Source organism: Actinokineospora lacus, assembly GCF_053813445.1.
In genome coordinates this window covers 201,088-214,503 of the sequence record NZ_JBQERA010000006.1, presented here as the reverse complement: position 1 = coordinate 214,503, position 13,416 = coordinate 201,088, and the positions used below count along the sequence as shown (strand labels likewise).

Below are 13,416 nucleotides of genomic sequence, written 5' to 3'. Positions count from 1 at the left end.
ACCGCACTCGATTGAGTGGTGTTCACTGATCTCAGACGAGAGCAGTGCTCTCGTAACACCGTTCCGAGGAGAGACCATGAGCTACCAGAAGCCCGGCTCGTTCACCCGCCGCGTGTTCAACCCGCTGGTGGCGTTCCTGGTGCGGCGAGGTGTCAACGTCGCGGGCTCGCGCGTCCTGACCGTGCGCGGCCGCAAGTCAGGGGAGCCTCGATCCACCCCGGTCAACCTGCTGGCCCTCGACGGCGAGCGCTACCTCGTCGCCCCGCGCGGGCACACCCAGTGGGTCAGGAACCTGCGGGCGGACGGCGTCGGCGAGCTGAGCCTGGGCACGAGGACCGAGCGGTTCAGCGCCACCGAACTCGACGACGGCGCCAAGCCGGTGATCCTGCGCGCGTACCTCAAGCGGTGGGCCTGGGAGGTCGGCGTGTTCTTCGACAAGGTCGACGCCAAGTCCCCTGACGCCGAGCTGCTGCGAGTGGCGCCGGACCACCCGATCTTCCTGATCAAGCCCGCGGTCTAGCTTCAGGCGTGGGCGTGCAGCGCCTTGGTGAGGGCGGGCTCGGCGAGGGCGATCTGCCACTCGCGGGCGCCGCCCGCCCGCAGGGCCGCCGTGACGGAGTCGGGGTCGACGGGCTGCGGCGGGGTCCAGCAGGTGCGGCGGACCAGGTCGGGCTGCAGGAGGTTCTCCACGGGGAGCCGGTTGGCCTCGGCCAGCGCGGTCAGCGCCGTGCGGGCGGCGGCCAGGCGGGCCGCGGCGTCGGGGTCCTTGTCCGACCAGCGGTTCGGCGGCGGCGGGCCGTCGGCCGGGGGTGACGGGTCGGGCAGCTCGTCCTTGGGCAGCCGGGCGGCGGTGCGCAGGGCCCGCATCCACGTGCCGGACATGCGGCGCTGGGCGCGTCCCCGGAACACCGGCAGTTGCAGCAGGGCGGGCTCGTCCTCGGGGTTGGCCGCGGCGGCGGCCACGATCGCGGTGTCGGGCAGGACCCGCCCGGGCGCGATGTCACGCTGGCGGGCCAGGGTGTCGCGCGTCTCCCACAGCGCCCGCACGGCGGCCAGGCCGCGAGCCGAGCGCACCCCGTGGATGCCCGACGTGCGCCGCCACGGCTCCTTGCGCGGCGGGGGCGGCGGGGCCGTGCGCAGCGCCTCGAACTCCTCCAGCGCCCACTCCAGCTTTCCCTGCGCCCGCAGCTCCTCCTCAAGAGCGTCGCGCAATGGGACCAACAACTCGACGTCCAGCGCCGCGTAGTCCAGCCAGTCCTGCGGCAGCGGGCGCCGCGACCAGTCGGCGGCCCCGTGGCCCTTCTCCAGCTTGTAGCCCAGCAGCAGCTCCACCAGCGTGCCCAGGGCGACTCGCTCGAACCCGGCGAGGCGGCCCGCCAGCTCGGTGTCGAAGAGCCGCGGCGGGCGCAGGTTCAGCTCCGCCAGGCACGGCAGGTCCTGGGAGGCGGCGTGCAGCACCCACTCGTCAGTGGCCAGTGCGGCGATCAGGGGGTCGATCCGGTCGTCAACGGCGACGGGATCGATGAGGAAGGTACCGGCGCCTTCACGGCGCACCTGCACCAAATACGCCCGCTGGGAATAGCGGTAGCCCGAGGCGCGCTCGGTGTCGACCGCGATGGGCCCCTGGCCCGCTGCGATCTTCTCCGAGGCCCGCAGCAGTGCGGCGTCGTCCGCGACCACGTCCGGCGTGCCGTCCGCGGGCTCGGTGAGCAGCACCGGGATGACTTCGGGTCCTTTGCCGGGTGTGGTCACGGCGCATGACCATACGGCAAGGACGTTGGCCAAGCGTGCGGTTCAGCAGCAGTCGGGTGGTTGGGCCATGCCCAGCCCAGCCACCCGACTGCTGATGTCTAACGGATCACTCCGGCACGCATGGCCAGAGCGACCATCTGGGCGCGGTCACCGGTACCCAACTTGCGGCCTATCCGCGAGAGGTGCGACTTCACCGTCAGTGCTGACAGGTTCAGCGCCTCGCCGATCTCCTTGTTGGACTGCCCGTCCGCGACCAGCTGGAGCACCTCGACCTCACGAGCGGAGAGCTCGCGCGGCGTGTTGTCGGTGCCCGGCACCCGGGTGCCCGTGGCGAGGACCGGCGCGACGCTCGGGTCGGCGTAGACGCCGCCTTCGAGCACACGTCGGACCCCGTCGGTCACCACTACCGGCGACGCGGACTTCAGCAGGTACGCCTGGGCGCCCGCTTGGAAGGCCGATCGAACGGCGTAGGGGTCGTCGGACGAGGCGAGCACGACGATCCGCGGCCAACCGTGGCTGCGGAGCTCCGTGACCAGCTCGATCCCGCTGCCGTCCGGCAACCCGAGGTCGAGGATCGCCAAGTCGCAAGGCCCTGTGGCCTGCGCTCGCGCTCTCGCCTCGGCCACCGTGGCGGCCTCATGCACAGTGCCGGCGCCCATCTGGGTCAACCGGGCTGCTATCGCCTCCCTCAAGAGCGGGTGGTCATCGACCACCAGCACGGAAAAAAGCTCTTCCCGCGGGTGCGGGACCATGTTCGCCGGCAAGGAGCCGGCTGGCGTGGTTCGGACGGCCTGACCTAAGCCGACGGCAGCCACGTCACTACCTCCCTGGAGTCGGTCGTTGCCCCCCGACCGGCACTGGGACTTTCGACCAAACAGCCGCGCCGCCGTTGGACCGAAAGTGGTGTCGACACGGGCAGCCTAGCCGCCCAAGCGGGTTAGCGGGACGATCAATCGGGTATCTATCCGATCGGGTTGTGACAGACGGCAGTTTTCGTAACACGTTCGGGTGACTCGCCGACTGGTGACGTAACGGAGAGGTCTAGCTACACGATGAAACGGAGTCGCGGGTAGTGGCAGAGCAGTCCCTCAGGCGCGCCCGCAGCCTTCTGGAGACCGTCCCACTGATTGACGGTCACAACGATCTGCCGTGGACGCTGCGTGACCGGTTCGGCTCCGACCCGGCATCCGCGCTCGCCGCCATCGACCTCGCCGTCGAGCAGCCCGCCCTGCACACCGACCTGGTTCGGCTGCGCCGCGGGCAGGTGGGCGGGCAGTTCTGGTCGGTCTACGTCCCGAGCACGCTGAGCGGGCCCGAGGCCGCCACCGCCGTGCTGGAGCAGATCGAGCTGGTGCACGCCCTCGTCGGGCGGTATCCCGAGCTGCGCCTGGCCCGCACGGCGGACGAGGTCGAGGCCGCCTTCGCCGAGGGCCGGATCGCCTCCCTGATCGGCGCCGAGGGCGGGCACTGCATCGCCGAGTCCCTGGGCGTGCTGCGCGCGCTGCACCGACTCGGTCTGCGGTACCTGACCCTCACTCACAACGACAACACGCCGTGGGCGGACTCGGCGACCGACGAGCCCGCGGTGGGCGGCCTCTCGCCGTTCGGGGAGCGGGTCGTCGCCGAGCTCAACCGCCTCGGCGTGCTCGTCGACCTCTCCCACGTGGCGGCCACCACGATGCACGCCGCGCTGAACGTCACCCGGGCGCCGGTGATCTTCAGCCACTCCTCCTGCCGGGCGGTCACCGACCACGTGCGCAACGTGCCCGACGACGTGCTCGAACGCCTCCCGGGCAACGGCGGTGTCGTGATGGTCACATTCGTCGCGTCGTTCGTCTCCCAGGCGGTCGCCGACTGGGACGGCGGCGCGGGCGGCACGCCGCCGCGGGCCACCCTCGCCGACGTCCTCGCCCACCTCGACCACGCGCGCGAGGTGGTGGGCGTCGACCACATCGGCATCGGCGGGGATTACGACGGATGCGCCGACCTGCCCGTGGGCCTGGAGGACGTCAGTGCCTACCCCGGATTGTTCGCGGCGCTCCTGGAGCGCGGCTGGAGTGCGTCCGACTGCGCCAAGGTTGCTGGCCGTAACGTCCTACGTGTGCTCCGGGCGGCGGAAGAAACTGCCGCCGAGCGGTCGTAAGCGGCAACGGGTAATGGGAAAAACTGGCAACAGGTAAAAAGTGCCGGTGTGCCGTTGTGGCTCGGCAACTGGCAACCGGTAAGCCGCTCCCCTTGGGCCGATCTGACTACCGTCAGGCTGCCGGACGACCTTGGGGAAGGGACGTGTTGGGTGTGAACCGATCCATCAGAGGGGCTCGGCTGCTGCGGCTGACCGCCGCGCTCGGGCTCACCGGGGCCGTGGTGGCGGGCATCACCGCCGCCCCCGCGGCGGCCGACGACGGCGTGCTCAGGGCGGACCACGCCCTCGCGCGCAACTGCTTCGCCGAGCTGCTGCCCGCGAACGCGCGCGGCACCGCCCACCGCGAGGTCACCGCGGGCGCCGACGGGCTCGTCCAGGCCCGGCTGGCCCCGCACGGCGGCGGCGTCGGCGACTGGGACGTGGCCGTCTTCGACAGGGGGACCAGGGAGCTGGTGGCCGCGTCGGCCGGCCTGCGCGCGGTCGAGCTGGCCGAGAGCTTCGTCGGCGCGGGCCAGGAGCTGGTCGTGCAGGCGTGCCGGTACGGGGGCTCGGCCCGGTCGGTGCGCCTCGGCGTCGACTTCCTCGCCGTGCCCGCGGCCGGGGCCGCCCAGCGCGCCGACATCGTCCGCGTGCAGACCCCGACCCGGGCCCACAAGGACCGCCTGCTCGCCCTGGACCTCGACCTGACCGAGAAGGCCGACGCGACCGGCGTCGAGGTCGTGCTCGCCACCGAGGAGGACCGGGCGACGCTGGCGGCCAGCGGCCTCGCCTCGACCGTCGTGCGCGCGGACATCTCCGCCCGCTCGGTGGCCAACGCCGAGACCGACCGCCGCTACGCCGACCGCGTCGAGCGGTCCGCGCTGCCCTCGGGCCGCACCGCCTACCGGCACCTCTATGAGTACGAGTACGAGATGAAGGACCTCGCCCGGCGCAATCCGAGCCTGGTCCGGGTGTTCACCCTGCCCGAGCAGACCTGGGAGGGCCGCGACGTCCTCGGCGTGGAGATCGCCGCCGACGTGCACAACCTGGCCGACGGCAAGGCCGTGTCCTTCACCATGGGCATCCACCACGCGCGCGAGTGGCCCGCGGGCGAGCACGCGATGGAGTGGGCGCACGAGCTGGTCAACGGCTACCGCGCCGACGCCCGCATCCGGTCGCTGGTGGGCAAGACCCGCTCCATCGTGGTCCCGATCGTCAACCCGGACGGGTTCTCGGTCTCCCGCGAGGCCGAGCCGCGCGGGGACTTCACCCGCTTCGACTACGAGATGAAGCGCAAGAACTGCAACGTCAACGACTCGCCCGCCGAGCTGCGGACCGGGACCTGCGCCGACAACCCGGCCGGGCGGCTGCGCGGCACCGACCCCAACCGCAACTACGCCGGGTTCTGGGGCGGTGCGGGCGCCTCGACCAACTGGAGCAGCGACACCTTCCGCGGCTCCGGGCCGTTCTCCGAGCCCGAGACGCGCAACGTCCGGTCGCTGGTGTCGACCCGGCAGGTGACCAACCTGATCACCCTGCACACGTACTCCAACCTGGTGCTGCGCGTGCCGGGCGTGGCCGACGTGCGCCCGCCGCTCGACGAGCCCGCCTACAAGGCCCTCGGCGACCTCATGGCCTCCCGCAACGGGTACGTCAGCCAGCCGTCCTGGCAGCTCTACGACACCACGGGGTCCACAGAGGACTGGTCGTACTTCGCCACCGGCGGCTGGGGCTTCACCTTCGAGATCGGGCCGGACGAGTTCCACCCGCCGTTCCAGGCAGGCGTCGTGGCCGAGTACGCGGGCCTGGCGCCCGCGGCGGGCGCGGGCCGGGGCGGCAACCGGGCCGCCTTCCTGGACATGCTGGCCAACGCCGCCGACCCCGCCGCGCACTCCACGCTGATCGGCTCGGCGCCGAAGGGGCACACGCTCCAGCTGCGCAAGACCTTCCAGACGCCGACCTCGCCCGTGCGCCAGCCCGACGGGACCATCGGCTCGCCCCTCTACGTCACCGACACCCTGACCTCCTCGCTGGCGGCCACCGGCGGGCGGTTCAGCTGGGCGGTCAACCCCTCCACCCGCCCGTTCGTCGCGGGCCGCTACGGCAGGGTGCCGCAGGGGCCCGCCCAGCAGCCGGTCCTGCTGACCAACCCGCCGGGCATCCCCGCGGAGAACCCCGACTTCCCCGGCGACATGACCGGCGAGGTCATCCCGTTCCGCGTGGACGGCCTGCCCGCGGTCGACAACGGCAGGCTGACGGTGTCGGTGAAGTGGGCGACGCCGGAGACCGACTGGGACCTCTACGTGCTCGACGCCTCCGGGGCGGTCGTGACCTCCTCGGCCAACGGCGGGACCACCACCGAGAACGCGGTCATGTTCGACCCGCCCGCCGGGGACTACCGCGCGGTGGTGGTCAACTACTCCCAGGCCGACCCCGCGTCCCCGGACGACTGGTCCGACCTGCGGGTCGACTTCGCCGCGCCGCAGCCGCCCGTCTACGGCCCCAAGGAGGCGTACACCCTGACCTGCTCGGACCGCAGGGGCAGGCTCGTGGGCATCGCCGAGGTCTTCGCCGACCGCGGCCAGACCGTCGACGTCGGCCAGGTCTGCACCCGTTCGGCGCGGGAGGCGAAGGGCCGCTGAGTGAGGGGGGCGCTGAGTCGGGGGCCTGGGTCGGGGCCTTGAGTCAGCGCCCGAGTCGGGCCCAGCCGAGACCTGGGGTCCGCGGCGGCCATCCCCGTCGCCGCCGCGGACCCGTCTCTCACGCGGGCTGCGGCACCGCGGCCATCAGCGCGTGGAAGTGCTGGGGCTCGTGCGTGGAGAACAAGCCGTACCAGGCGGCCAGCGCGGCCGGGCTCAGCACGCCGAGGCGTTCCAGGACCGCGCGGGCGAACTCCAGGGGGGCCACGCCGGTGGCGGTGACCAGGTCGCCGTCGATGACCGCCGGATCGGTGCGGTACAGGCCCGCGCCGGTGTAGGTGGGAACCATCGCGGCCAGGGCGTTCGGGTCGTTGCTGGTATGGGCGCGGGTGTCCAGCAGCCCGGCCGCCGCCAGGGCCACGGTCGCGCCGCAGATGGCGGCCACCGGGACGCCCGCGACGAGGAACTCGGCGGCCTTGGCCGCGGCGGGCGCGTGCTCCGGGGCGTCCCAGATCTCCGCGCCGGGCAGGACCAGCAGCGCGCTCTCCTCCGGGGCGAGCTCGGACAGGGCCAGGTCCGGGGTGATCGTGAGGCCGCCCATGGTGCGGACCGGCTCGCGGGTCGCGCCGACGGTGCGCACGGGCAGGGCGGTGCCGGGCTCGGCGAAGAAGCGGCCGGTGTTCAGCTCCGCGCTCAGGTAGCCGACCTCCCAGTCGGCCATGGTGTCCAGGACGTACAGGTGTGCGCTCGTCATGATCCGACACTAACCGCGGGCACCGACAGTCCCCGGCAGGCCGATCACTCGCCTTGGCGCTGGCTGAACAGGGCGACCCCGACCGGCGGCAGCCCCACCACGCTGGCCATCAGGTCGCAGAACGCCTCGCCGTGGGGGGCCAGGTCCTCGGTGCGCGGGGTCCAGGAGGCGCGCAGCTCCAGGTCGTCGGTGCGGGCCGGGCCCGCGATGTCGCCGAAGCGGGCGGAGGAGGTGTCGGTGACCGTGCCGCCCAGGGCGGTGTGCTCCGCGCCCGCGGCGGCGAGCGCGTCGGTCAGCCACGACCACCCGACGCTGGGCAGCAGCGGGTCCTCGGCCAGTTCGGCGTCCAGCTCCGCGCGGACGTAAGCCACCAGGCGCAGGACGCCGTCCCACGCCTGCTGGCCGTCGGGGTCGTGCAGCAGGATCAACCGACCGGTGGCGTGGACGTCGCCGGGGCCGCTGGCCTCGGCGGTGAGGGCGTACGCGAACGGCGCCAGCCGCTGCGGCGCGCGGACCTCGGCGAGCTGCAGCTCCCGGCGCGGGCGCAGCGACCGCAGCGCCGCGACGGCCCGGACGAATATCTCAGGCGCTGGCGTCTCGGTCACGACTGGTAACTGTAGGACCACCCGAGACGGTGAGTGGGGATGGCGCGCCGGGCAACAGGGCAACCCACGGTACGAGTGCGGGGTCCGCCACCGGCCCGCGAGGACCGTGGCACGATGACGGTGCCATGACTGACACAGCGGACATCCAGGCGGGCCGGCGGTCGCCCGCCCGCAGGCACCTTCCCGACGCCCCCTTCCTGGTGGCCGCCCGCGGCGGGACCCCGAGCCACGTGCCGGTGTGGTTCATGCGCCAGGCCGGGCGCTCGCTCCCGGAGTACCGGGCGCTGCGCGAGGGCAGGCCCATGCTGACCGCCTGCTTCGACCCGGAGCTGGTCCGCGAGGTCACCCTCCAGCCCGTGCACCGCCACCGCGTCGACGCGGCCATCCTGTTCAGCGACATCGTGGTGCCGCTGGTCGCCGCGGGCATCGACCTGGACATCGTCGCGGGCACCGGTCCCGTGGTCGCCCGCCCGGTGCGCACGCCGCAGGCCGTCGCCGAGCTGCCGAGCCTGGACCCGGCCGCGGTCGAGCCGGTCGCCGAGGCCGTGCGGCTGCTGACCGCCTCGCTCGGGGACACCCCGCTGATCGGCTTCGCGGGCGCGCCGTTCACCCTGGCGTCCTACCTGGTCGAGGGCGGGCCCAGCCGCAACCACGAGCACACCAAGGCCCTGATGTACTCCGACCCGGACACCTGGCACACGCTGCTGGACCGGCTCGCCGACATCACCCTGGAGTTCCTGCGCGTGCAGCTCGCCGCGGGCGTGGACGCCGTGCAGCTGTTCGACTCGTGGGCGGGCGCGCTGTCCGAACGCGACTACCGCGAGTACGTCCTGCCACACTCCACGCGCGTCCTGTCCGGACTGGCCGACGCGGACGTGCCGCGCATCCACTTCGGCGTCGGCACCGCCAACCTCCTGGGCGCGATGCGGGAGGCGGGCGCCGACGTGGTCGGGGTCGACTGGCGCACCCCGCTCGACGAGGCCGTGCGCCGCGTCGCCGCGGCCCGGGGAGAGTTCCGGACCGGGCCGGTCGTGCAGGGCAACCTCGACCCGGCCGTGCTGTTCGCCGGGGACGACGCGGTGCGCGCGCACGCCGAGCGGATCGTCGCCGAGGGGCGCGCGGCCGACGGCCACGTGTTCAACCTCGGCCACGGCGTGCTGCCGCAGACCGACCCCGAGGTCCTGACCCGGCTGGTGGAGCTGGTGCACGCCCTGCCAGTGCGATGATCGCCGTCGTCGGCGGCGGCATTTCCGGGCTGGCCGCGGCGCACCGGCTGCGGGCCCTGCTCGGGCCGGGCGCCGACATCGTCGTGCTGGAGCAGTGCGGGCGCCTCGGCGGCAAGCTGTGCACCATCGAGATCGCGGGCACGCGCTTCGACGTGGGCGCGGAGGCGTGGCTGAACCGCAGGCCCGAGGTCGCCGACCTGGTCGCCGAGCTGGGCCTCGGCGGGATCGTGCACCCGAGCGGGGCGCGTTCGGCGGTGCGGGCGGGCGGGAACACCCGGCTCATCCCCGGCGGCACCATGCTGGGGCTGCCCGCCGACCCGGCCGCCGTCGCCGACCTGCTCTCCGCCGATGGGCTCAGGCGCGTCGAGGCGGAGGCCGGGCTGCCACCGGTCCGCCTCGGCCCCGACGCCGCCCTCGGGCCGCTGCTGCGCGAGCGCTACGGCGACGAGCTGACCGACCGGCTGGTCGACCCGCTGCTCGGCGGGGTGTACGCGGGCAGCGTGGACCGGCTCGGGCTGCGCGCCACCATGCCCCCGATCGCCGCCGCGCTGGACAGGGGCGCCGGGTCGCTCACCGCCGCCGCGCGGGCCGTCCTGCGCCCGTCGACCGGCGAGCCCGTCTTCGCCACCCTCGACACCGGCCTGGCCACGCTGGTCGAGCGCCTCGCGGTGGCCGCGGAGGTTCGGCTGGGCACTGTCGTGCGGGACCTGGAGCGCACCCCGACCGGCTGGCGGCTGACCGTGGGCCCGTCCTCGGAGGTGCTCGACGCCGAGGCCGTCGTGCTCGCGGTGCCGCCGCCCGCGGCCCGGCGGCTGCTGGGCCGGGCGGCGCCCGCCGCGTCCGCCGCGTACGGGCGCGTCGAGCTGGCGTCGATGGCGGTGGTAGCGCTGGCCCTGCCCGAGGGCACGGAACTGCCGGGCACCTCCGGGCTGCTGGTCGGCGCGGGGGAGCGGCGCGCGGACGGGCGGCCGTACGCGGTCAAGGCGTTCACATACTCGGCCACCAAGTGGGCCCGCCCCGGGCCGGTGCTGGTGCGCGGGTCGGTCGGGCGCTTCGGTGACCCCGGCGCGCTGCGCCTGACCGACGACGAGCTGGTCGCGGCCGTGCGCGCCGACCTCGCCGAGCTGGCGGGCGTGCGCGCCGCGCCGGTCGAGGCCGCGGTGCGGCGCTGGGGTGGCGGGCTGCCCCAGTACGGGGTCGGGCACACCTCGCTGGTCGCCGAGATCGAGCGCGCCGTCGCCGCCGAGCCGGGCCTGGCGGTGGCGGGCGCCCCCCTGCACGGCGTCGGGCTGCCCGCCTGCGTCGGGACCGGTGACGCCGCCGCCCGACGTGTCGCCGCCCACCTGCTGGCCGTGCGCTGAGAGTGGGACGATGGCGGTATGGCCCGCCTGAACTACACCGAGCTGAACGACACGATCCGGTACACGATGTGGTCGGTCTTCCGCATCACGCCCGGCACGCTGCCCCCCAACCGCGGCCCGGCCGCCACCGAGGCGCAGTCCTACCTGGACGCGCTGGGCGACAAGGGGGTCGAGGTGCGCGGCGTCTACGACCTCGCGGGCCTGCGCGCCGACGCCGACTACATGATCTGGTGGCACTCCGAGGCCATCGAGGACCTGCAGGCCGCCTACACCTGCTTCCGGCGCACCGAGCTGGGCCGGGCGTCGTCGCCGGTGTGGAGCCAGGTGGCGCTGCACCGGCCCGCCGAGTTCAACCGCAGCCACATCCCCGCCTTCCTCGCGGGCGAGGAGGCGCGCAAGTACGTGTGCGTGTACCCGTTCGTGCGGTCCTATGAGTGGTACCTGCTGCCGGAGGAGGAGCGCCGCAAGATGCTCGCCGACCACGGCAAGGAGGCCCGCGACTACCCGGACGTGCGCGCCAACACGGTGTCCTCTTTCGCCTTGGGCGACTACGAGTGGATCCTCGCCTTCGAGGCCGACGAGCTGCACCGCATCGTCGACCTCATGCGGCACCTGCGCGGCACCGAGGCGCGGCGCCACGTCCGCGAGGAGATCCCGTTCTACACCGGTACCCGCGTGCCCGCGGCGGAACTGGTAGCCAACCTGCCATAATCGTTGTGCGACAAGGGCTTCCGGGAATTGTCGGTGGCCGGGTCTAGCGTGGGCCGCGTTCTGATTTCCCCCCACGCTGGAAGGTTCGATCATGGTCATCCGCACAACCGCGTGGCCCGCGGGCACCCCGTGCTGGCTCGACGTGAGCACCGACGTCGACCGCGCGATGGCGTTCTACGGCACGGTGTTCGGCTGGAAGTTCGAGATCGGCGGCCCCGAGGTCGGCGGCTACGCGATGGCCAGCAAGGACGGCCACGTCGTCGCGGGCGTCGGGCCCCGCCAGGACCCCGACCAGCCGTCACTGTGGACGACGTACCTGGCCACCGACGACGTCGACGCCAGCGCCAAGGCCATCGCCGAGGCGGGCGGCCAGGTGTCGTACGGGCCCGTGGACGTCATGGACAAGGGCCGCATAGCGATCGCGCTCGACCCGCAGGGCGCGGTGTTCGGGCTCTGGCAGGCAGGCACCAACACCGGCGTCGACCTGGCCAACGAGCCCGGCTCGCTGGTGTGGAACGAGCACATGAGCGAGCAGTTCGACGCGGCGAAGGAGTTCTACGCCGCGGTGTTCGGCTACACCTACCAGGACGTCGAGGGCGCCGAGGGCAAGTACTGCACGGTCCACGCGCCCGGCGCGAGCGACCCGGTGGCCGGGATGGGCGCCGGTGGCGGGCCCGCCTGGTCGGCCTACCTCCAGGTCGAGGACACCGACGCGGCCATCACCACCATCACCGGCCTGGGTGGCTCGGTGCTCACCCCCGCCGAGGACACCCCGTTCGGCCGCATGGCGGTCGTGGCCGACGACCAGGGCACGCCCTTCAGCATCATCGGCACGCCTTCGGCCTGACGGCCCCACAGCGGCGACCCGGGGCGCGGGGGCGTCCCGGGCCTCAGCGCCGCCATCACGAGCCCTCCGACCACGAGCGCCGCGATCCTGGGCGCCGCGATCCCAGGCGCCGCGACGATCAGCGCCGCGACCACGACCGCTCTGCCCACGAGCGCCGCGACCACGACCGCTCTGCCCACGAGCGCCGCGATCCCGACCGCTATGACCGTCAGCGCTTCGATCTCCAGCGCTCCGACCTCCAGTGCTCCGATTTCTAGCGCTCCGACCTCCAGCGCTTCGACCACCAGCGCGTGGGCCGGGGGGCGCCGATCGCCCAGTCGCGGAAGGCTTTGGCGTCCGCGCGGGCGCGCGTGCCCGCCTGCCGCGGGTTGGCCTTGGCGTAGGCGTCGAACAGCTCGCGGTAGCGGTCGCCGAGGTCGGCCGCGGTCTCCGGGTCGAGCATGGCGTTGACCCTGCGGCGCTTGGCCAGCAGCGCGTCGGCCTCCACGGCGAGCAGGCGCTCGTCGAAACCCGCCGGGGGCGGTCCTCCCGCGAGGACCGCTCTCAGGAGCTCGCCCTGGCGCCGGGCCAGCTCCTCGCGGGCGCTCACGCCGCCACGATCGCGCGGATGGCGGCGAGTTCGGCGGCCAGGTCCTCGTCGGCGGGGTAGTGGTCGTCGCGCTCCAGCAGCACTCCTGGGGGTGTGCTCCTGGAGCACAGCTCACGCAGGAGGTCGAGCACCTCGGCGGGCACCGGGTGCGCGTGCGAGTCGTGGTAGACGCCCGCGTGCTCGTAGCCGCCCGCGACGTGCACGTAGGCGACCCGCTCCAGCGGGAGGCCGTCGAGCAGGGCGTCGAGGTCGTGGCCGAGGTTGCGGGCGTTGGCCCACATGTTGGCCACGTCCAGCAGCAGCAGGCAGTCGGTGCGCTCGGCCAGCTCGGTCAGGAACTGCGCCTCGGTGAGCTCGGCGTCGGGCCACTCCAGCAGGGCGGCGATGTTCTCCAGGGCCAGCGGGACACCGAGGACGTGCTGGGCCTCGGTGATGTTCGCGGTCAGGACGTCCAGGGCGACGCGGGTCCTGGGGACCGGCATGAGGTGCCCGGAGTCGAGGCCGCCCGCCCGGACGAAGCACACGTGGTCGCTCACCATCGGGGCGCCGACCAGGTCCGCGACGGCGGCCAGGTGTTCCACCCTGGCCACGTCGACCGGGTCGGCGCCGCCGAGGGACAGGGAGACGGCGTGCGGGAGCACGGGGACACCGCGGGATCGGAGCACCCGCAGGGAGTCGGGGAGCTCGTCGCCGTGGATGTTCTCCGCGACGACCTCCACGAAATCGACTCCCGGCAGTCGTTCGACGGTGAGGTCGATCTCCGACCGCCAGCCGATGCCCACCCCCAAAGTGCCCACGCTGTCCATCATG

At 73.5% G+C, this 13,416-nt stretch carries 13 protein-coding genes; 7 read left to right on the top strand and 6 right to left on the bottom strand.

Features of this window, described 5'->3' with window-relative positions:
- The first annotated feature begins 76 nt into the window (after positions 1-76).
- Complete coding sequence (locus ACTG9Q_RS16870) at positions 77-520, top strand: nitroreductase family deazaflavin-dependent oxidoreductase (protein WP_455573734.1); 444 nt, start codon at positions 77-79, stop codon at positions 518-520.
- Between the two features lie 2 nt (positions 521-522).
- On the opposite strand, the gene ACTG9Q_RS16865 is transcribed toward ACTG9Q_RS16870, so the two are convergent.
- A complete protein-coding gene (locus tag ACTG9Q_RS16865; RefSeq protein ID WP_455573733.1) occupies positions 523-1,752 on the bottom strand; it encodes an HRDC domain-containing protein in 1,230 nt (409 codons plus the stop codon).
- A 98-nt stretch (positions 1,753-1,850) separates the two neighbouring features.
- Entirely contained in the window at positions 1,851-2,567 is a 717-nt protein-coding gene (locus ACTG9Q_RS16860; protein WP_035282988.1) for a response regulator, read from the bottom strand.
- Between the two features lie 257 nt (positions 2,568-2,824).
- On the opposite strand from ACTG9Q_RS16860, the gene ACTG9Q_RS16855 reads away from it, so the two are divergent.
- Together ACTG9Q_RS16855 and ACTG9Q_RS16850 are read left to right on the top strand one after the other, a co-directional pair.
- Positions 2,825-3,895, top strand: coding sequence for a dipeptidase (locus ACTG9Q_RS16855; RefSeq protein WP_455573732.1), 1,071 nt, complete (start codon positions 2,825-2,827; stop codon positions 3,893-3,895).
- A 182-nt stretch (positions 3,896-4,077) separates the two neighbouring features.
- Complete coding sequence (locus ACTG9Q_RS16850; protein WP_455574039.1) at positions 4,078-6,516, top strand: M14 family zinc carboxypeptidase; 2,439 nt, start codon at positions 4,078-4,080, stop codon at positions 6,514-6,516.
- A 118-nt stretch (positions 6,517-6,634) separates the two neighbouring features.
- On the opposite strand, the gene ACTG9Q_RS16845 is transcribed toward ACTG9Q_RS16850, so the two are convergent.
- Positions 6,635-7,267 carry a DJ-1/PfpI family protein gene (locus ACTG9Q_RS16845; RefSeq protein ID WP_455573731.1) on the bottom strand — a complete coding sequence of 211 codons (633 nt, stop codon included), beginning with the start codon at positions 7,265-7,267 and terminating at the stop codon, positions 6,635-6,637.
- 44 nt (positions 7,268-7,311) lie between these two features.
- On the bottom strand, positions 7,312-7,872 hold the full coding sequence (locus ACTG9Q_RS16840) for a DUF3000 domain-containing protein (RefSeq protein ID WP_455573730.1): 561 nt from the start codon (positions 7,870-7,872) through the stop codon (positions 7,312-7,314).
- A gap of 125 nt (positions 7,873-7,997) precedes the next feature.
- On the opposite strand from ACTG9Q_RS16840, the gene hemE reads away from it, so the two are divergent.
- From hemE to ACTG9Q_RS16820, 4 genes are all read left to right on the top strand, one after another.
- Complete coding sequence (gene hemE, locus ACTG9Q_RS16835) at positions 7,998-9,098, top strand: uroporphyrinogen decarboxylase (RefSeq protein ID WP_455573729.1); 1,101 nt, start codon at positions 7,998-8,000, stop codon at positions 9,096-9,098.
- The gene (gene hemG, locus ACTG9Q_RS16830; RefSeq protein ID WP_455573728.1) at positions 9,095-10,459 is read left to right on the top strand and encodes a protoporphyrinogen oxidase; all 1,365 of its coding nucleotides are present in this window, start codon (positions 9,095-9,097) and stop codon (positions 10,457-10,459) included. The genes hemE and hemG overlap by 4 nt, the downstream gene beginning before the upstream one ends.
- A gap of 18 nt (positions 10,460-10,477) precedes the next feature.
- Positions 10,478-11,170 (top strand): hydrogen peroxide-dependent heme synthase, encoded by a 693-nt coding sequence (hemQ, locus tag ACTG9Q_RS16825; RefSeq protein WP_455573727.1) that lies wholly within the window; start codon positions 10,478-10,480, stop codon positions 11,168-11,170.
- A gap of 91 nt (positions 11,171-11,261) precedes the next feature.
- The gene (locus ACTG9Q_RS16820; protein ID WP_455573726.1) at positions 11,262-12,017 is read left to right on the top strand and encodes a VOC family protein; all 756 of its coding nucleotides are present in this window, start codon (positions 11,262-11,264) and stop codon (positions 12,015-12,017) included.
- A 253-nt stretch (positions 12,018-12,270) separates the two neighbouring features.
- Here the strand turns inward: ACTG9Q_RS16820 and ACTG9Q_RS16815 are convergent, their stop codons facing one another.
- Both ACTG9Q_RS16815 and ACTG9Q_RS16810 read right to left on the bottom strand, forming a co-directional pair.
- Complete coding sequence (locus tag ACTG9Q_RS16815) at positions 12,271-12,606, bottom strand: hypothetical protein (RefSeq protein ID WP_455573725.1); 336 nt, start codon at positions 12,604-12,606, stop codon at positions 12,271-12,273.
- A complete protein-coding gene (locus ACTG9Q_RS16810) occupies positions 12,603-13,403 on the bottom strand; it encodes a DUF692 domain-containing protein (RefSeq protein ID WP_455573724.1) in 801 nt (266 codons plus the stop codon). Before ACTG9Q_RS16810 ends, ACTG9Q_RS16815 begins: the two co-directional genes overlap by 4 nt.
- Positions 13,404-13,416: the final 13 nt, after the last annotated feature.

What these genes read in the sequence shown, in the direction of transcription:
- hemQ (WP_455573727.1), top strand. Translation starts at nt 10,478, where the DNA reads ATGGCCCGCCTGAACTACACCGAGCTGAACGACACGATCCGGTACACG.
- ACTG9Q_RS16845 (WP_455573731.1), bottom strand. Translation starts at nt 7,267, where the DNA reads ATGACGAGCGCACACCTGTACGTCCTGGACACCATGGCCGACTGGGAG.
- hemE (WP_455573729.1), top strand. Translation starts at nt 7,998, where the DNA reads ATGACTGACACAGCGGACATCCAGGCGGGCCGGCGGTCGCCCGCCCGC.
- ACTG9Q_RS16820 (WP_455573726.1), top strand. Translation starts at nt 11,262, where the DNA reads ATGGTCATCCGCACAACCGCGTGGCCCGCGGGCACCCCGTGCTGGCTC.
- ACTG9Q_RS16870 (WP_455573734.1), top strand. Translation starts at nt 77, where the DNA reads ATGAGCTACCAGAAGCCCGGCTCGTTCACCCGCCGCGTGTTCAACCCG.
- hemG (WP_455573728.1), top strand. Translation starts at nt 9,095, where the DNA reads ATGATCGCCGTCGTCGGCGGCGGCATTTCCGGGCTGGCCGCGGCGCAC.